Here is a 15,825-nt window from a genome sequence, read left to right as displayed (position 1 = left end):
CAGCGGCGGCCGCCCTTCTGGCGTCGCCACGTCGGATCGGCTCGAGTGAGTCGTCGAAGTCGGCGCCACCGCCCGCCGAACGGACATGATTGCGCGCGAGACGGCGATCTCCTAGATCATGCGACCTGAAGCACTTGCCCAAGGAATGCGCGTGATCGACCCTGCCGCCTTCGAACGCTACCGGCATTCACCGAACGCCAGGACGACCTTGCCGCGCCTGTTCGTGGGAACGGCGATCGTCGTCCTGTTCTGGGCCGCAACGACCGTGGCCGTGCTGTTCGGCGGCGCCTACCTCTTCTTCACCTGGCAGGCATCGGCGGCTCCGTCAGCCGATGGAGCGATGCAGGATTTCCTCGCCTCGCCGATCGGCATCCTCACCGCGCTCACCTCTTTTGCCGGCATCTGGATCGGCCTGTGGATCGCCATGCGCTGGCTTCATGGCGAGAAGCTGTCGGCACTCTTCAGCGTCAGCCGTCGTGTTTCGCGTTCGGGCTTCCTCAAGGGGCTGATCGCGGTGCTGATCACCTCGTTTCTGTCCGAAATCCTGCTTTATCTGCTGCAGCCCGAGATTGCGCGCGGCCCGATCAGCCTGTCGTCCTGGCTGCTGTTCCTGATCCCGATCGTCGCGCTCACCTTGCTGCAGACATCTTCGGAAGAAGTCCTGTTTCGCGGCTACCTGCTGCGCGGTCTCGCCAGCCGGTTCAAGAGCCCGTTCATCTGGGCGTTGCTGCCGGCCCTGCTTCACCTCGCTGCATTGGAGCAACAGCGCGTCGGCCGCCATCAACGCCTGCGTGCTGGCCTCGGTCGCCGCTTTCGCGCTGCTTTTGACGCTTGTGGTCTATGCCACCGGCAATCTCGGGGCTGCGTTCGGCGCCCATCTCGGCAACAATCTGAGCGGATTCCTGCTGATCTCGCACCAGCAGAGCTACAATTCCTTCGCCTTGTTCGTCGCCAAGCCGCTCGAAGGGCCGGGCTGGATGGTGTCGGATGCAATTCTGATTGCCCTGATCGGCATCGCCTGCAGCCTGCTGACGGCTGCGTTGCTGCTGCATCCACGCTCGCCGCTGCAGCTAGCCCCGAAGGCTAGACGGTTGTTTGAAAAGCCCGAATTTTGCAAAAAAGGAAGCTACTTCAATTGATTGATCCTCGGCCCGTCACCAGCGAAACTATCCTGAGGATTTTGCACCTTGTTCTCATCGAAATTCGCGCGACCGATAAGCTGGAAAAGGCCCGTATGCTTGCGGACGCGTTTCATAATGCGCCGGGCATGATTGCATCCGGCCACGACCCGAAAGATATCTGGGCAAGCGTCTTGTCCACTGCGCGAAGGCTGGAGATGGAGCCCTATGTCAATTCGCTGCTGAGCCATGTCCAATCGCGTCACATTTTGCACTGAGACCCCACCGGCACGGCCCTTGTCTTGACTCTGCCGCAGATTTCCTGTCTACACCCACGAATTCCGCGACGAGTATCCCTCCGAGCAAGCCGACCAGGACGCCGAAGCCTCTTTGAGGTGAAGTGCTGTAAATCGATCCTGGAGGCCAACACCCGGCAGCGCTGAGCGCCCCCGGGTGCTTTTTGGTTTTGGCTTTTGCTTGGACACCTTGCGCGAATGCATTACCTCTCGGGTCGAATGAACCGAGATCAGAGGACGCAAGATGTTTGAATCGCTTCAGGAGCGCCTTGGCTCCATCCTGAACGGCCTGACAGGCCGCGGCGCGCTGTCGGAGGCTGATGTCTCGGCCGCGCTGCGCGAGGTGCGCCGTGCGTTGCTCGAAGCCGACGTGGCGCTGGAAGTGGTGCGCTCCTTCACCGACAAGGTGCGCGAGAAGGCCGTCGGCGCCGCCGTGGTCAAGTCGATCAAGCCCGGCCAGATGGTCGTCAAGATCGTCCATGACGAGCTGGTCGAGATGCTCGGCCGAGGGCGTCGCCATCGACCTCAATGCGCCGGCCCCGGTCGTCATCATGATGGTCGGCCTGCAAGGCTCCGGCAAGACGACCACTTCGGCCAAGATCGCCAAGCGCCTGTCCGAGCGTCAGAACAAGAAGGTCCTGATGGCCTCGCTCGACACGCGGCGCCCGGCCGCGCAGGAGCAGCTCCGCCAGCTCGGCGAGCAGGTGAAGGTCGCGACGCTGCCGATCATCGAGGGCCAGTCGCCGGTCGACATCGCCCACTCCAGGCGCCAGGCGGCCAAGCTCGGCGGCCATGACATCGTCATTCTCGACACCGCCGGCCGCACCCATATCGACGAGCCACTGATGGTCGAGATGGCCGACATCAAGAAGGTGTCGAACCCGCACGAAATCCTGCTGGTCGCCGACTCGCTGACCGGCCAGGACGCCGTCAATCTGGCCAAGAGCTTCGACGAACGCGTCGGCATCACCGGCCTGGTGCTGACCCGCATGGACGGCGACGGCCGTGGCGGTGCTGCCCTTTCCATGCGCGCCGTCACCGGCAAGCCGATCAAGCTGATCGGCACCGGCGAAAAGATGGACGGGCTGGAGGAATTCCACCCCAAGCGCATCGCCGACCGCATTCTCGGCATGGGCGACATTGTCAGCCTTGTTGAAAAAGCCGCCGAGAACATCGACGCCGAGCAGGCGGCGCTATGGCCAAGAAGATGCAGTCGGGCAAGTTCGACCTGAACGACCTGGCCGGCCAGCTTCAGCAGATGTCGAAGATGGGCGGCATGGGTGGCATCATGGGCATGATGCCCGGCATGGGCAAGATGAAGGACCAGATGGCCGCTGCCGGTCTCGACGACAAGATGTTCGGCCGCCAGCTCGCCATCATCTCGTCGATGACCAAGGCCGAGCGCGCCAACCCCGATATCCTCAAGCACTCGCGCAAGAAGCGCATCGCCGCCGGTTCCGGCACCGACGCCGCGAGATCAACAAGCTCCTAAAGATGCATCGCGGCATGGCCGACATGATGAAGGCGATGGGCGGCAAGGGCAAAGGCGGCGGCCTGATGCGCGGCATGATGGGCGGCCTTGCCTCCAAGATGGGCCTCGGCGGCATGATGCCGGGCATGGTCGGCATGGGCGGCGGCATGCCAGACCTGTCGAAGATGGATCCCAAGCAGCTCGAAGCCTTGCAGAAGCAGGCGCAGGCGGCAGGCCTCGGCGGCATGAAGGGCCTGCCCGGCGGTCTTCCCGGCGGCGGTGGCCTGCCAGGTCTGCCCGGCGGTATGAAGCTTCCGGGACTTCCCGGCATGGGCGGCGGCGGACTGCCCGGGCTTGGCAAGAAGAAGTGAGGACGCGATGAACGAAGAAAAGGACATGGCCGACGCACGCACGATCCTGGCCGACTATCGCGCCTCGATCGACAACATCGATGCGGCACTCATCCATATGCTGGCCGAGCGCTTCCGCTGCACCAAGGCGGTCGGCGTGCTGAAGGCGACGCATGGCTTGCCGCCGGCCGACCCGGCACGCGAGCAGCAGCAGATCGCCCGCCTTCGCCAGTTGGCGAAGGATGCGCATCTCGACCCGGATTTCGCGGAAAAATTCCTCAACTTCGTCGTCCGCGAAGTGATCCGCCACCACGAACAGATCGCCGCTTCCAACGGCGTGACGAAAGCCGGCTGAGAAACCAGTGCATATCGCCCAAAACTGCGCAGCGGTTTTTGGGATAGCGAAAAACCACAAACCAACTAACGAAATCAGAGTTTTTAGGAGAAAAGAAATGCCCTTGAAGATCCGACTGGCCCGTGCGGGCTCGAAGAAGCGTCCTTACTACCACGTCGTCGTCGCCGACGCCCGTTCGCCACGCGATGGCCGTTTCATCGAGTCGCTCGGCTCGTGGAACCCGCTGCCCAAGGACGGCGAGCGCGTCAAGGTCGACGCCGACCGCGTCAAGCATTGGCTGTCGCATGGCGCCCAGCCGACCGACCGCGTGCTGCGCTTCCTCGACGAGGCCGGCCTTGCCAAGCGCGACGCCCGCTCCAACCCGAAGAAGGCCGAGCCGGGCAAGAAGGCGCAGGAACGCGCTGCTCTGCTGAAGAAGGCGCAGGAAGACGCCGCCGCCGCTGTCGCGGCCGCTGCAGCCGCACCGGCCGAGGCGGAAGCCGCCACCGCCGAATAAGTATGCCGTATTCACGAAAACGGCGGGCCTGTGCCCGCCGTTTTTGTTTGAACGCCGCCCAAGCCTACTCTTCGCCGAGGCGCTTCAGATTGGCGAGGCCGGCCTCGAAATCCTTTCCGATCAGCGTGTCGAAGTTCATGAACAGGCCCATCAGTTTGGCGATGAAGGGCCGGCTGCCACGCATCGCCCAGGTGACGGCGGTGTTGTCGCCCGAAGGCTTCAAGGTGAAGTCGACGCTGTTGTTGGCCCTGAACGGCTTCTCGAAGTCGAGCTTGAGCGACACCAGCGAGGACGGCACCGAATTCGTGATCTCCATGCGTCCCTTGCCGGCCTTGGCATTGCCTTCCCAGGCATAGCCCGCGCCCTTGCCACTTGTCGGTCCGGAGAGCGTGCGCTTCATCTGAGGGTCGAGTTTTTCGTAAGGCGACCATGTCGGCCAGCGGCTGAAATCGTTGATCAGCGGAAAGATCGCTTCCGGCGGGGCCTTGATGCTGGCCGTGCGGGTGGTGACGAAATCGTTTGGCCGTGTTGCCGCATAGATAAGCACGGCGGCGATGATGACGACCAGGATGATGAGGATGGCGCTGAACATTTTTCTTTCCTTCGTGTCTATCGGCTGAACGGGATCAGCCCGCGCACTCTGGGATCGCGCAGGAACAGGCCACCCCACAGGATGAGGCCGAGATAGACGCCGAACAGCGTGTGCGAGAACAGCGGGCTGTCGACGCGCACCTTGGTGGCGATGGCGCCGCCCATATAGGCAGTGAGCAGGATAGCGCCGAGCACCGAGGTGCGCGGCAAGGCGTAGAGCGCCGTCGCGATCAGTCCGATGATGCCGAGCATGCGCGCGACATTCGGATCTGCCGGCCAGCCAAGCGGCACCATCGTCTGGGTGACGATGTCGAGCGGCGGCAATTTGATGGCGCCGTCGAAGATCATGAACAGCACGATGACGCCGCTAAGGGCGCGGCCGGTCCACAGGGCGCCCGCCGAGACGGGCGCGGTATGAGAAATGGTCATTGTCTTCCTCCGGTGTTTCGGGTTCAAAGCGCCGGCCTTCTTCGTGAAGGTCGATCCAAGGACGCGCGGCGGGACGATGACTCGACACGCAACGGGATTCTTTTGCTATCCGGCACAGCGACCTTCGCCGGAGCCGAGACCGCGCCTCGTTCAAAGCGTCTTGAGATAGGCCTCCAGGCGCGCATAGCTAGCCATGACCATCTGGCCGAAGCCCATCTTCACCGCCATGTCTCGGGCGACGATCGAGTTGGCGCGGATGTTGGCGATGATCCGCGTCTTGCCCGCCGATATCCTCGAACAGGATCGTCGTCACCATGTTGGGCGGAGGCAGGCTGTCCTGCCATTGGCCGCGATCGAGCGGCGCGTCGCGATAAACGATCAGTTCCGGCGGCGCAATCTCCAGGTAGACGCTGTTGGTGGGATATTCGCTGCCGTCGGCAAAACGCATGGTCAGGCGCCATTCGCCGCCCGGCCGCACATCCATCTCGCAGACCGGATAACTCGATCCTTCCGGCCCCCAGAATCGCACCAGGTGGTATGGATCGGTGAACAGCTTGAACATCAACGCGCGCGGCGCATCGAACGTCCTGGTGATGATGATCACCGGGTGGTCGGATGGAAGTTCTATCGACTGGTCTGTCACTTTTCTGCCCCTCTTTGATCAGCCTGCCGGCTTCAGTTGTGGCTGCCGTCGGGATCGCCCTTCTGCAGAACCTGCAGATAGGTTTCGAGCCGGTCGAACCGGGCGTCCCACAGCGCGCGATAGGATTCCAGCCACTTGTCGATCTCACGCAATGGTTCTGGCTGCAGGCGGCGCGGCCGGAACTGCGCGTCGCGACCGCGCGCGACCAGACCCGCGCGCTCCAGCACCTTGAGATGCTTCGACACCGCCGGAAAGCTCATGGCGAAGGGCTCCGCCAGCTCCGTCACCGAGGCCTCGCCACGCGACAGCCGTGCCAGGATGGCGCGACGCGTCGGGTCGGCAAGCGCCGCGAGGGTCATGCTGAGGCTGTCGGTTGTCATCGTATCAAACCAAATGGTTATGTAACCTTTTGGTTCTATAAGTGGCATCAAGCCACGCGTCAAGGGCCTACACCGAGAAGGCTGAAATATCCCTGCGCCTCTCCCCAGGACGATTGAACGCCGACCGGACCAGGGACTGCCTATGAAAAATAGAACTTCTCGGCCGGCAGCATCTTCGGCGGCGTCTCGCCCAGCGCTTCGAACACCGAGATCTCGCAGACGCGGCAGAGACCGTCGAGGGCGAGGTCGTTGGGCTCGGTGCCGAACGGATCCTCGAGTTCTTCCGAGAGCGCGTCGAGGCCGAAGAAGGTGTAGGCGATCAGCGCCGTGAACAGCGGCGTTGCCCAGCCGGTGGTCGAGATCAGGCCGATGGGCAGAAGCAGGCAGACGATGTAAGCCGTGCGATGCACCAAAAGCGTATAGGCGAAGGGCAAGGGCGTGCCGGCGATGCGCTCGCAGCCGGCCTGGATGGCGGTGATCGATGCCAGCCTTTCATCGAGGATGCGGAACCCGATCGGATCGAGCTGACCTGCCCGGCGCTGCACGTTGGCGCGCCGGCCCATGCGCCTGACCATCTCGTCCGCCGGGTTGGCGAAGTTCGCGGCCGTATCCGCCTCGGCGGCGATGAAGGCGCGGGCGTCCTTCATGCTGTCGATCTTGCGCAACTGGCCGCGCAGGAAATGACAGAAGGCGAGCGCCTCCATCAGCAGCGCGCGCTGTTCGGCCGGATCGGCGATGAGACTGGTGGTGGCGCGCGCCAGATTGCGGATTTCGAAGACCAGCGTGCCCACAATTTGCGCGCCTCCCACCAGCGGTCGTAGGCGGCGTTGTTGCGAAACGACAGATAGATCGACAACGTGACGCCGACCAACCCAAAAGGCGTGATGTTGAAGACGCTGAAATCGAGATGGAACTGGCGCGCCGCGGCAAGGATGACCGCGGAATAAAGCGCGAAACCCAGGATCTGCGGCAGGATGCGTGGCACCACCGAGCCGCGCATGACGAAGAACAACTGCAGGAAGGTGGGGCGCGGGCGAACGATCATCGAAAGACCTTTCACGGACCGGCATCGGCCCTGAGCTTCGCTATTGTGCGAGGCAACAGGCGGGCAAGCTCAGCCGTCAGCGACATCGCCATGTCGTGCGTGCAGTGTGCGGACTATCGGTATGCTTCGGCGGCAGTTATTGAAGAGCCTGCGCCCTGCATCAGTCGAGAGGAAAAAATGGCCGGCGAGACCAATCTGAAGACACTGTTGGCATCGATGACGCCGGAACTGCTGGCCGGCACCTATGTCTTCGCCACGCTGGCGCCCGGCGTTGCTCAGCCGGAAGGCCTAGACCCAGTGATGATCTTCCGCGAACGCGAGGGCGTGACGCTGATCGTAACTGAGGGCGCGGCCAGCGCTGCGGGACTTGCCGCTTCCTTCCGCTGCCGGATGGTGACGCTGAACATCCATTCGTCGCTGGAAGCCGTCGGCTTCCTCGCCGCCATCACCACACGGCTGGCCGCCGCTGGCATGGGCGTCAACCCGGTCTCGGCTTTCTATCACGATCATCTGTTCGTCTCTGCCGACCGGGCGGAGGAGGCACTGGATTTGCTGCGCCAGCTGGCCAAGGACAGCGCCGGCTGAATCAACGCCTGCGGACATAGAGGATGTCAGGCAGACCTTCCTCGTTGTTGGTGCCGTCGCCAAGACCCTCGGCAATGAAGCCCTGGCGCTCATAGAAGCGCCGGGCGCCGGTGTTGGCTTGGAAGCAATGCAGCTTGACCACCGGCAAGGCGGCGGTCGTGTTGATCAGCAACCGGCTGCCAATGCCTTGTCCCGTGCAGGCCGGATCGAGATAGAGCTGCTCCACCCATTCACCGCCGATGGCAATGAAGCCGACAATGGCCATGCCGGCCCCAGCGACCGTCACCTGCTGCCGTGGCAGCACGACATCGCGGATGAAGCCAAGGTCCTCGTCCGGCGTATGGATGACCAGCATCCAGTCGAACGACCGAAGCGCGGCCCGCATGATCTTCGCGATGGCGGCTGCGTCCGAACCGATGGCCGGACGCAGGATGATATCTACGGGCTGAGTGTTAGTCATGAAGGGAACGCCAACGTCTCACTCCGCTGGAACACCCCTCATCCGTCTCGGCGCTACGCGCCGATCCACCTTCTCCCACAAGGGGAGAAGGAAGAAACGCCCCGGCCAAAGGCCGAGCCCGCGACCGCGGGCCGCCGGCTTTCCGGCGCCCACGCGGGGGCCCGCCGCGGCAGCGGCGATACGGCCCGTGAGCGAAACCTAAGCCGCCTTCTTCTTCGGCTGGATCAGGCCGCGCTCGACCAGCAGCTCGGCGATCTGCACCGCGTTGAGCGCCGCACCCTTGCGCAGATTATCGGCGACGATCCACATCGACAGCCCGTTGTCGATGGTCGAATCCTCGCGGATGCGCGAGATGAAGGTGGCGTCCTCGCCGGCCGATTCCAGCGGCGTGATGTAGCCGCCGTCCTCGCGCTTGTCCAAGACCTGGCAGCCTGGCGCCTCGCGCAGGATATCGCGCGCCTCATCGGCGGTGATCGGCTTTTCGAACTCGATGTTGACCGCTTCCGAATGGCCGATGAACACCGGCACGCGCACGCAGGTCGCCGTCAGCTTGATCTTGGGGTCGAGCATCTTCTTGGTCTCGGCCACCATCTTCCACTCTTCCTTGGTGAAGCCGTCGTCGAGGAAGACGTCGATATGCGGGATGACGTTGAAGGCGATGCGCTTGGTGAACTTCTTGACGTCGACCTGGTCGGCGACGAACACGGCGCGGGTCTGCGTGAACAGCTCGTCCATGCCTTCCTTGCCGGCGCCCGACACCGACTGGTAGGTGGCGACAACGACGCGCTTGATGGTGGCGAAATCATGCAGCGGCTTCAGCGCCACCACCAGCTGCGCCGTCGAGCAGTTCGGGTTGGCGATGATGTTCTTGCGCGTGAACAGCGAGATCGCGTCCGGGTTCACTTCCGGCACGATCAGCGGTACGTCCTGGTCGTAGCGGAAGGCTGACGAATTATCGATGACGACGCAGCCCTGCTTGCCGATCTTCGGCGACCATTCCTTGGAGACATTGCCGCCGGCCGACATGATGCAGATGTCGGTGTCGGAAAAATCATACTGGTCGAGCGCCCTGACCTTCAGCGTGCGGTCGCCGAACGACACTTCGGTGCCCTGGCTGCGCCGCGAGGCCAGCGCCACAACTTCGCTCACTGGAAAGCCGCGCTCTTCCAGTATGTTGAGCATTTCCCGGCCCACATTGCCCGTGGCACCGACGATCGCAACCTTGAAACTCATAAAGATCTCCTGTCCCTCTCCGCTCGGTTTTTGGAGAAAACCCGCCGGCCGAAGCGGGTTCCGTCCCCCGGGCCGGACCCGGGAGAGGGTGGTTAGGCCAAGGGAATCACACCGTTTTGGTGGTGGTTTTGCCAGTTTTGGCCAAGAACACGGTTTTGCTGGAACGAGAAGACGCGACAACGCGCCCGGCCCAATGATTTGCATTGTGGCCATGGAAATCGAATGCAAGAGGAGCCATCAAAAGGCCGCGCATCGAAACCGTCCTGTTCGGTGCCGGCTTTTACGCGGTTTGCGTCAAGAGTCAATTGCCCTGCCGTCCGGCCACTTGCCCTGTACAATGGTGGCGGCAAGAAGTACGAACAGCCAAGATTGTTTGGCTGGCGCTGCGTCAGCCCCGGCACGTGCTCGATGACGAGCGCAGACCCCGAATTCCGAAAGAGTGAGATGTCCAACTTCGAAGCTATTGTCCCAGCGCTGGCCAGGGCGCTGGAAAAGCGCGGCTATACCGAACTGACGCCGGTGCAAAAGGCGGTCCTGGCGCCCGAACTGGGGCAGGCCGATGCGCTGGTGTCGGCGCAGACCGGCTCCGGCAAGACCGTGGCCTTCGGCCTCGCCCTGGCGCCGACCCTGCTGGGCGACGCGGAGCGCTTTTCCCAGGCCGCGGCCGCTGGCGCTGGCGGTGGCGCCGACGCGCGAGCTGGCCTTGCAGGTGACGCGCGAGCTGGAATGGCTCTACGAGCTCACCGGCGCCACGGTGGCGTCCTGCGTCGGCGGAATGGACATGCGCACCGAGCGGCGCGCGCTGGAGCGCGGCGCCCACATCGTCGTCGGCACGCCCGGCCGCCTGCGCGACCACATCACGCGGCACTCGCTCGACATGTCGGCGCTCAAGGCCGTGGTGCTGGACGAAGCCGACGAAATGCTCGATCTCGGCTTTCGCGAGGACCTCGAATTCATCCTCGACGCCGCACCAGCCGAGCGCCGGACGCTGATGTTCTCGGCCACCGTGCCGCGCTCCATCGCCACGCTCGCCCAGGGCTATCAGCGCGATGCCGTGCGCATCTCGGCCGCCGGCGAGGAAAAGCAGCATCTCGACATCGAATACCGGGCGCTGAGCGTTGCCCAGGCCGACCGCGAGAACGCCATCATCAACGTGCTGCGCTTTTATGAGGCCAAGAACGCGCTGGTGTTCTGCAACACGCGTGCCGCCGTCAACCATCTCACCGCGCGCTTCAACAACCGCAACTTTTCCGTCGTCGCGCTGTCGGGCGAACTCAGCCAGAACGAGCGCAGCCATGCGCTGCAGGCAATGCGCGACGGCCGCGCCAAGGTCTGCATCGCCACCGACGTTGCGGCGCGCGGCATCGACCTGCCCAATCTCGAGCTGGTGATCCACGCCGACCTGCCGACCAACCCGGAGACGCTGCTGCACCGCAGCGGCCGAACCGGACGCGCCGGCCGCAAGGGCGTCAGCGCGCTGATCGTCCCCAACAGCGCCCGCAAGCGCACCGAACGGCTGTTGCAGAACGCCGGCCTCAAGGCGACATGGGCCAGCCCGCCCTCGGCCGACGACGTGCTGCGCCGTGACGATGAGCGCATACTTGCCGACCCCGCCTTCAGCGAGCCTGTGAAGGATGAGGAACGCGGCTTCATCGGTGAGCTTCTCGAAAAGCATGGCGCCGAACAGGTGGCGGCGGCCTTCGTGCGCCTGTGCCGTTCAAGCCGCTCGGCGCCGGAAGATCTCCTGGAAATCGCGCCGTTCACGCCGTCTCGTGAAAGACCGGCGGGCGAAAACTTCGCACGCCGCGATGAGGCGCCCAGCCGCCGCGACGATTTCGGCGCCAGCGTCTGGTTCTCGCTGTCGATCGGACGCCGGCAGAATGCCGAGCCACGCTGGCTGATCCCGATGCTGTGCCGCGCCGGCAGCATCAGCAAGCGCGAGATCGGCGCCATCAAGATGCAGCCGGAAGAGACCTTCGTGCAGATAGCGGCCGACTGGGCCGACCGTTTCCTGGCAGCGATCGGTCCCGACCGCAAATTGCAGAACAACATCGTGGTGAAGCGGCTGGACGGCACGCCCGACCTGTCGCGGGCCGGCTATCAGCCGCCAGGCCCAGACAAGAAACCGCATCGCGGCAAGGCGCCGTTCGACCCGAACGCGCCGAAGCGCAAATTCGAGAGCGTGCAGCGGCACCGGCATCGGCCGATCAGCGCCCAGCCGCATTCGAGGCAAAGCCGTGGGCCAAAAAGCCGGGCAAGCCGAAGTTCGAAAACACGGGGCGCCCGAAACACAAGAAGGCGAAGAAGCGGCCCTCGTAGGGCCTGGGGGCGGCTTCACCTGCCCGCAAGACGTCGGGCCGCATCCCAACGCGGCCTTGCCCATAGGCGCGGCCTGTGCCACATCTTGGCCGGGACGTGGCGAGAGGGGGGCAGGATATGCGCGGCGAAGTGCTTCATTATGACGAGGAGCAGGGCTTCGGCTTCATCACCGGAGCGGACGGCAACCGTTACACCTTCACCCGCGAGAACCTGCGCGCGGAAACCGCCATGCCCAAGGGCACGGCCGTCGAGTTCCAGCCGGGTGGTGGGCAGGCGCGCGACGTCTTTTCGATCGCCGCCCAGACCGCAGCCCCGGTCGTCGACGCCGGCACGAGCGCCGCGCAGCCTCAAGCCAACAAACCGTCTGCCGCCGCTGCACCCCAGGCCCAGCATTTCGGTCGCGCCTCAGAGCCTGCCGAGCCCACCGATTTGTGGGGCTATTTCTGGCGCGGCGTGACGCGGAACTACTTCAACTTCGCCGGCCGCGCCCGGCGCAAGGAATATTGGGGCTACTGCCTGTTCTGGACTGTTTGCCTGCTGATCATCGGCGGCATCGGCCTGTTCACCGATACGGATATGGGCCATTTCGACAGTGATGTATCGGCGGCGGTGACCGTTGGCCTGTGCGGCACCTTCCTGCTCGCGACATTTCTGCCCAGCCTCGGCATGATCGTCCGCCGGCTGCACGACATCGGCCTGTCGGGCTGGCTCTGTCTGCTGATCCTCATCCCCACCATCGGCAGCCTGATCATCCTGGTCTTCGCGCTGATCCCCACACAGGCCAGGGAAAACCAGTGGGGACCAGTGCCGGCGGGTATCAGGACGTAGCTATTGCGCGTGTATTGCAATCATGAGCAACCCTGAGTAGTATTTGCGCGACGCAATATGGCGGGGGCAGAGTATGCGCGGCACGGTGTTCCACTACGACGACGGTCAGGACTACGGTTACATCAACGGGGTCGACGGCAAGCGATATATCTTTGCCCGCAGCGATCTGCGCCAGGATGTGACCCTCGCCAGGGGCACTCTCGTCGAGTTCCAGCCAGACGACGGTACCGCGCACGACATAGTCGCCGTCGCCGCAACCGCGCCGTCGCCAAGCACCGGTCGGCCACGGCAACCTGGCCGTCGTGCCGAAAACCGGCCTATAGCGTCGGTCGGACTGTGGGCTTACTTCTGGCGCGGTGATTGCTGACTACGGCAATTTCAACGGACGCGCCCGTCGCAAGGAATTCTGGGCCTTCTGGCTATTCTACACCCTTGGGATGTTCGCACTCTTAGGCTTCGGAATACTCGTTGACCTGGCGATCAACGGCTTCGAAGCCAACGCAGACAGGATGCCGATAGGGTTCATCGGGTTCATACCCCTCCCGGTTTTCATTTCGGGATTGATCCTGCCATCGATTGCGCTCATCGTGCGGCGCGTGCATGACGCCGGTCTGAGCGGCTGGTTTGCTCTGCTCTGCTTCATGCCGCCCATTAGCAGCATTGCCTTGCTGGTCTTCGGATTTATGCCGTCTCAGGTGGGCGACAATCCCTGGGGGCGGATGCCAGCGGGCGTCAGGGTTTAGCCACCTTAAGTGCCTCGCTCGAAAGCCTGAGAAAGACCTTTTGGCCGTGGCGCTCGGCGCCGAGCCTGTCGTAGAACCGCAGCGCGCCCTCGTTCCAGTCCTCGGTAGTCAAGTCGATACGGCCGATGCCATGGCGCCGGCAATGGCCGGCGAGAAAGCCGATCAGCGCCCGGCCGACGCCGGCGTTGCGAGCCTTGTCGCGCACGAACAGGTCCTTGAGGAACAGCAACCGCTCGAGATCGATGCCGGGATGCGCGATCGCCACCGACACCAGGCCGCTGACCTCGCCCTCGACGAAAGCCAGCGCGAAATGCGGATAGGCCGGGCTTTCCTCGCCGAGCCATTTCCGCGCCGCTAACAAGGCCCGCTCGTGGTCGAGCGGCGGCTGCCGGTAATGCACGGCCATCTCGCACAGCATGGTGGCGAGCGCGGTCGCATCCTCGATCGTCGCCCAGCGGACGTCGACCGTCACGCGATCAGCCGAGGAATTTGGCGATGATCGCGTCGCCCATCTCTACGGTGCTGACCTCGGTCATGCCCGCCGACAGGATGTCCTTGGTGCGCAAGCCCTGGTCGAGCACGGCGGCGATCGCGGCTTCGACACGGTCGGCTTCGTCGACCATGCCGAAAGAATAGCGCAGGCACATGGCGAAGGAGGCGATCATGGCGATCGGGTTGGCGATGCCCTTGCCGGCAATGTCCGGCGCCGAACCGTGCACCGGCTCGTACAGCGCCTTGCGCTTCTTGGTCTTCACGTCCGGCGCGCCGAGCGAGGCCGACGGCAGCATGCCGATCGAGCCGGTCAGCATGGCGGCGATGTCGGACAGCATGTCGCCGAACAGATTGTCGGTGACGATGACGTCGAATTGCTTGGGCCAGCGCACCAGCTGCATGCCGCCGGCATCGGCAAGCATGTGGTCGAGCTTGACGTCGGAGTAGCGCGCCTTGTGGGTCTGGGTGACGACCTCGTTCCACAACACGCCCGACTTCATGACGTTGCGCTTTTCCATCGAGGTGACATGGTTCTTGCGCGTGCGCGCCAGCTCGAACGCGACGCCCGAAATGCGCTCGATCTCGAACGTATCGTAGACCTGCGTGTCGATGCCGCGCTTCTGGCCGTTGCCGAGATCGATGATTTGCTTGGGTTCGCCGAAATAGACGCCGCCGGTCAGCTCGCGCACGATCAATATGTCGAGGCCTTCGACCACCTCCTGCTTGAGCGACGAGGATGCGGCGAGCGCCGGATAGCAGATGGCGGGGCGCAGATTGGCGAACAGCTCCATGTCCTTGCGCAGCCGCAGCAGGCCCGCTTCGGGGCGGACCTCGTAAGGCACCGCATCCCATTTCGGCCCGCCGACGGCGCCGAACAGCACTGCGTCGGCCGCCATAGCCTTTTCCATGTCGGCATCGGAAATCGCCGCGCCATGCGCATCGTAGGCGCAGCCGCCGACCAGACCATCCTCGGTGGCAAAGCCGCTGCCGAGCTTGTCGTTCATGACGGCGATCAGCTTCTTGACCTCGGCCATCGCCTCCGGACCGATGCCGTCGCCGGCGAGCAGGAAAAGATGCTTCGTTGCCATGGAGAACCGTCCTGGAAAGAATTGAACCGCGGCCTTGCTAAACGCCAAGCGCCCGGCGCGCAAGCCTGCGCGTTACAACGGCGATCACCGATGCGAGAGAATGTTGACCAGCCGGCCGAACGGATCGCGCGCATAAAAGCGCCGCACACCCCAGGGCTCGTCGGCCGGGCCGTATTCGATGGCAAGGCCGGCCGCCTTCATGGCGTCGAGCGCCGCATCGACATCGTCGACCTCGATCGAGAGATCCGGCACCGGGGAACCGGAGCCGCCTTCGGCGGCGAAGCTGATCTGAACGTTCATTTTGTCTTGCGAGCCCAAGGTCCTGATCCAGCCATGGTCCATGACCACGTCGAGGCCGAGCACGTCCTGGTAGAAGCGCTTCGCCGCCGCGATGTCGGATGTCTCGATGTTGGCAACGATACGCAGGACTTTCATCGCCTGCCGGCCCTTCATGCCGTGCGCCGCAGCGCCGTCACTTCGATCTCGATCTTCATTTCCGGCTTGTTAAGCTGGCAAACGATCATCGTCGCCGCTGGCCTGACGTCGCCGAACGTCTCGCCCAGAATCGGGAAGACGATGTCCACGAAGGCGGCATCGGTGATGTAGTAATGCGCCCGCACCACGTCGGCCATCTCGAAGCCGCCGTCCTGCAAGGCCTTGCCGATGGTCGCCAGGCAATTGCGCGTCTGCGCCTCGACCGTCTCCGGCATCGTCATCGTCGCATAGTCATAGCCGGTCGTTCCGGACACGAAACACCAGTCGCCCTGCACCACCGCGCGCGAATAGCCGGCGGTCTTTTCGAACGGCGAGCCGGTGGAAATCAGTTTTCGCATGGGGTGCCTCGCAGCATTGTGGCGATCATTTTGCCGGGAACAGGTCGGGCCTGCCATAGGCCAGACGGGA

Annotated in this window: 18 protein-coding genes and 3 pseudogenes; 10 read left to right on the top strand and 11 right to left on the bottom strand. The window is 63.8% G+C overall.

The window, feature by feature from the left end; translation table 11 throughout:
* Window positions 1-151 precede the first annotated feature (151 nt).
* The 5 genes and pseudogenes from CGZ66_RS10630 to rpsP all read left to right on the top strand — a co-directional run bounded on the left by CGZ66_RS10630 (window position 152) and on the right by rpsP (window position 4,086).
* Window positions 152-1,087, top strand: a complete 936-nt coding sequence (locus CGZ66_RS10630; protein ID WP_245331054.1) for a CPBP family glutamic-type intramembrane protease — start codon at window positions 152-154, stop codon at window positions 1,085-1,087.
* Between the two features lie 48 nt (window positions 1,088-1,135).
* A complete protein-coding gene (locus tag CGZ66_RS10625) occupies window positions 1,136-1,396 on the top strand; it encodes a hypothetical protein (protein WP_095083977.1) in 261 nt (86 codons plus the stop codon).
* 262 nt (window positions 1,397-1,658) lie between these two features.
* A pseudogene (ffh, locus tag CGZ66_RS10620) lies at window positions 1,659-3,256 on the top strand (signal recognition particle protein).
* 7 nt (window positions 3,257-3,263) lie between these two features.
* Window positions 3,264-3,590, top strand: coding sequence for a chorismate mutase (locus CGZ66_RS10615; protein ID WP_095083976.1), 327 nt, complete (start codon window positions 3,264-3,266; stop codon window positions 3,588-3,590).
* 97 nt (window positions 3,591-3,687) lie between these two features.
* Window positions 3,688-4,086 carry a 30S ribosomal protein S16 gene (rpsP, locus tag CGZ66_RS10610; RefSeq protein ID WP_095083975.1) on the top strand — a complete coding sequence of 133 codons (399 nt, stop codon included), beginning with the start codon at window positions 3,688-3,690 and terminating at the stop codon, window positions 4,084-4,086.
* 64 nt (window positions 4,087-4,150) lie between these two features.
* Here rpsP and CGZ66_RS10605 read toward each other — a convergent pair whose 3' ends face one another.
* The 5 genes and pseudogenes from CGZ66_RS10605 to CGZ66_RS10585 form a co-directional block, all read right to left on the bottom strand.
* Window positions 4,151-4,678, bottom strand: a complete 528-nt coding sequence (locus tag CGZ66_RS10605) for an SRPBCC family protein (protein ID WP_095083974.1) — start codon at window positions 4,676-4,678, stop codon at window positions 4,151-4,153.
* 17 nt (window positions 4,679-4,695) lie between these two features.
* Window positions 4,696-5,106, bottom strand: a complete 411-nt coding sequence (locus tag CGZ66_RS10600; RefSeq protein WP_095083973.1) for a DoxX family protein — start codon at window positions 5,104-5,106, stop codon at window positions 4,696-4,698.
* 187 nt (window positions 5,107-5,293) lie between these two features.
* Window positions 5,294-5,749: an SRPBCC domain-containing protein gene (locus tag CGZ66_RS10595; RefSeq protein ID WP_143748706.1), complete on the bottom strand. Its 456-nt coding sequence runs from the start codon at window positions 5,747-5,749 to the stop codon at window positions 5,294-5,296.
* 32 nt (window positions 5,750-5,781) lie between these two features.
* Complete coding sequence (locus tag CGZ66_RS10590; RefSeq protein WP_095083971.1) at window positions 5,782-6,129, bottom strand: ArsR/SmtB family transcription factor; 348 nt, start codon at window positions 6,127-6,129, stop codon at window positions 5,782-5,784.
* A 140-nt stretch (window positions 6,130-6,269) separates the two neighbouring features.
* Window positions 6,270-7,129: pseudogene (locus tag CGZ66_RS10585) on the bottom strand (bestrophin family protein).
* Window positions 7,130-7,351: 222 nt separating this feature from the next.
* Between CGZ66_RS10585 and CGZ66_RS10580 the strand changes: the two are divergent.
* Window positions 7,352-7,759: an ACT domain-containing protein gene (locus CGZ66_RS10580; protein WP_095083970.1), complete on the top strand. Its 408-nt coding sequence runs from the start codon at window positions 7,352-7,354 to the stop codon at window positions 7,757-7,759.
* 1 nt (window position 7,760) lies between these two features.
* Here CGZ66_RS10580 and CGZ66_RS10575 read toward each other — a convergent pair whose 3' ends face one another.
* Together CGZ66_RS10575 and CGZ66_RS10570 are read right to left on the bottom strand one after the other, a co-directional pair.
* Window positions 7,761-8,219: a GNAT family N-acetyltransferase gene (locus tag CGZ66_RS10575; protein WP_095083969.1), complete on the bottom strand. Its 459-nt coding sequence runs from the start codon at window positions 8,217-8,219 to the stop codon at window positions 7,761-7,763.
* Between the two features lie 198 nt (window positions 8,220-8,417).
* The gene (locus CGZ66_RS10570; RefSeq protein WP_095083968.1) at window positions 8,418-9,452 is read right to left on the bottom strand and encodes an aspartate-semialdehyde dehydrogenase; all 1,035 of its coding nucleotides are present in this window, start codon (window positions 9,450-9,452) and stop codon (window positions 8,418-8,420) included.
* Window positions 9,453-9,896: 444 nt separating this feature from the next.
* Here CGZ66_RS10570 and CGZ66_RS10565 point away from each other — a divergent pair.
* From CGZ66_RS10565 to CGZ66_RS40700, 4 genes and pseudogenes are all read left to right on the top strand, one after another.
* Window positions 9,897-11,771 (top strand): annotated as a pseudogene (locus CGZ66_RS10565) (DEAD/DEAH box helicase).
* Between the two features lie 117 nt (window positions 11,772-11,888).
* Window positions 11,889-12,599, top strand: a complete 711-nt coding sequence (locus CGZ66_RS10560; protein WP_095083967.1) for a DUF805 domain-containing protein — start codon at window positions 11,889-11,891, stop codon at window positions 12,597-12,599.
* A 73-nt stretch (window positions 12,600-12,672) separates the two neighbouring features.
* Window positions 12,673-12,966 (top strand): hypothetical protein, encoded by a 294-nt coding sequence (locus tag CGZ66_RS40705; RefSeq protein WP_245331053.1) that lies wholly within the window; start codon window positions 12,673-12,675, stop codon window positions 12,964-12,966.
* On the top strand, window positions 12,956-13,342 hold the full coding sequence (locus CGZ66_RS40700; RefSeq protein WP_245331052.1) for a DUF805 domain-containing protein: 387 nt from the start codon (window positions 12,956-12,958) through the stop codon (window positions 13,340-13,342). The genes CGZ66_RS40705 and CGZ66_RS40700 overlap by 11 nt, the downstream gene beginning before the upstream one ends.
* Here CGZ66_RS40700 and CGZ66_RS10550 read toward each other — a convergent pair.
* From CGZ66_RS10550 to CGZ66_RS10535, 4 genes are all read right to left on the bottom strand, one after another.
* Window positions 13,332-13,814, bottom strand: coding sequence for a GNAT family N-acetyltransferase (locus CGZ66_RS10550; protein ID WP_095083966.1), 483 nt, complete (start codon window positions 13,812-13,814; stop codon window positions 13,332-13,334). The two genes, CGZ66_RS40700 and CGZ66_RS10550, sit on opposite strands and share 11 nt — an antisense overlap.
* A 4-nt stretch (window positions 13,815-13,818) precedes the next feature.
* Window positions 13,819-14,922, bottom strand: a complete 1,104-nt coding sequence (leuB, locus tag CGZ66_RS10545; RefSeq protein ID WP_095083965.1) for a 3-isopropylmalate dehydrogenase — start codon at window positions 14,920-14,922, stop codon at window positions 13,819-13,821.
* A gap of 84 nt (window positions 14,923-15,006) precedes the next feature.
* Window positions 15,007-15,357: a VOC family protein gene (locus CGZ66_RS10540; protein WP_095084389.1), complete on the bottom strand. Its 351-nt coding sequence runs from the start codon at window positions 15,355-15,357 to the stop codon at window positions 15,007-15,009.
* Window positions 15,358-15,371: 14 nt separating this feature from the next.
* A complete protein-coding gene (locus tag CGZ66_RS10535; protein WP_095083964.1) occupies window positions 15,372-15,755 on the bottom strand; it encodes a RidA family protein in 384 nt (127 codons plus the stop codon).
* Between the last annotated feature and the right edge of the window lie 70 nt (window positions 15,756-15,825).

This window comes from Mesorhizobium sophorae (genome assembly GCF_002270415.1).
Classification (GTDB): Bacteria; Pseudomonadota; Alphaproteobacteria; order Rhizobiales; family Rhizobiaceae; genus Mesorhizobium; species Mesorhizobium sophorae.
Note: the sequence above shows the minus strand (reverse complement) of the source record. Positions and strands in the feature narration are given on the sequence as shown.

Bases quoted from the DNA above. Each gene is read 5' to 3' on its own strand.
- CGZ66_RS10615 (WP_095083976.1), top strand. From the start codon at position 3,264: ATGAACGAAGAAAAGGACATGGCCGACGCACGCACGATCCTGGCCGAC.
- rpsP (WP_095083975.1), top strand. From the start codon at position 3,688: ATGCCCTTGAAGATCCGACTGGCCCGTGCGGGCTCGAAGAAGCGTCCT.
- CGZ66_RS10605 (WP_095083974.1), bottom strand. From the start codon at position 4,678: ATGTTCAGCGCCATCCTCATCATCCTGGTCGTCATCATCGCCGCCGTG.
- CGZ66_RS10600 (WP_095083973.1), bottom strand. From the start codon at position 5,106: ATGACCATTTCTCATACCGCGCCCGTCTCGGCGGGCGCCCTGTGGACC.
- CGZ66_RS10590 (WP_095083971.1), bottom strand. From the start codon at position 6,129: ATGACAACCGACAGCCTCAGCATGACCCTCGCGGCGCTTGCCGACCCG.
- CGZ66_RS10580 (WP_095083970.1), top strand. From the start codon at position 7,352: ATGGCCGGCGAGACCAATCTGAAGACACTGTTGGCATCGATGACGCCG.
- CGZ66_RS10575 (WP_095083969.1), bottom strand. From the start codon at position 8,219: ATGACTAACACTCAGCCCGTAGATATCATCCTGCGTCCGGCCATCGGT.
- CGZ66_RS10570 (WP_095083968.1), bottom strand. From the start codon at position 9,452: ATGAGTTTCAAGGTTGCGATCGTCGGTGCCACGGGCAATGTGGGCCGG.
- CGZ66_RS10560 (WP_095083967.1), top strand. From the start codon at position 11,889: ATGCGCGGCGAAGTGCTTCATTATGACGAGGAGCAGGGCTTCGGCTTC.
- CGZ66_RS40705 (WP_245331053.1), top strand. From the start codon at position 12,673: ATGCGCGGCACGGTGTTCCACTACGACGACGGTCAGGACTACGGTTAC.
- leuB (WP_095083965.1), bottom strand. From the start codon at position 14,922: ATGGCAACGAAGCATCTTTTCCTGCTCGCCGGCGACGGCATCGGTCCG.
- CGZ66_RS10540 (WP_095084389.1), bottom strand. From the start codon at position 15,357: ATGAAAGTCCTGCGTATCGTTGCCAACATCGAGACATCCGACATCGCG.
- CGZ66_RS10535 (WP_095083964.1), bottom strand. From the start codon at position 15,755: ATGCGAAAACTGATTTCCACCGGCTCGCCGTTCGAAAAGACCGCCGGC.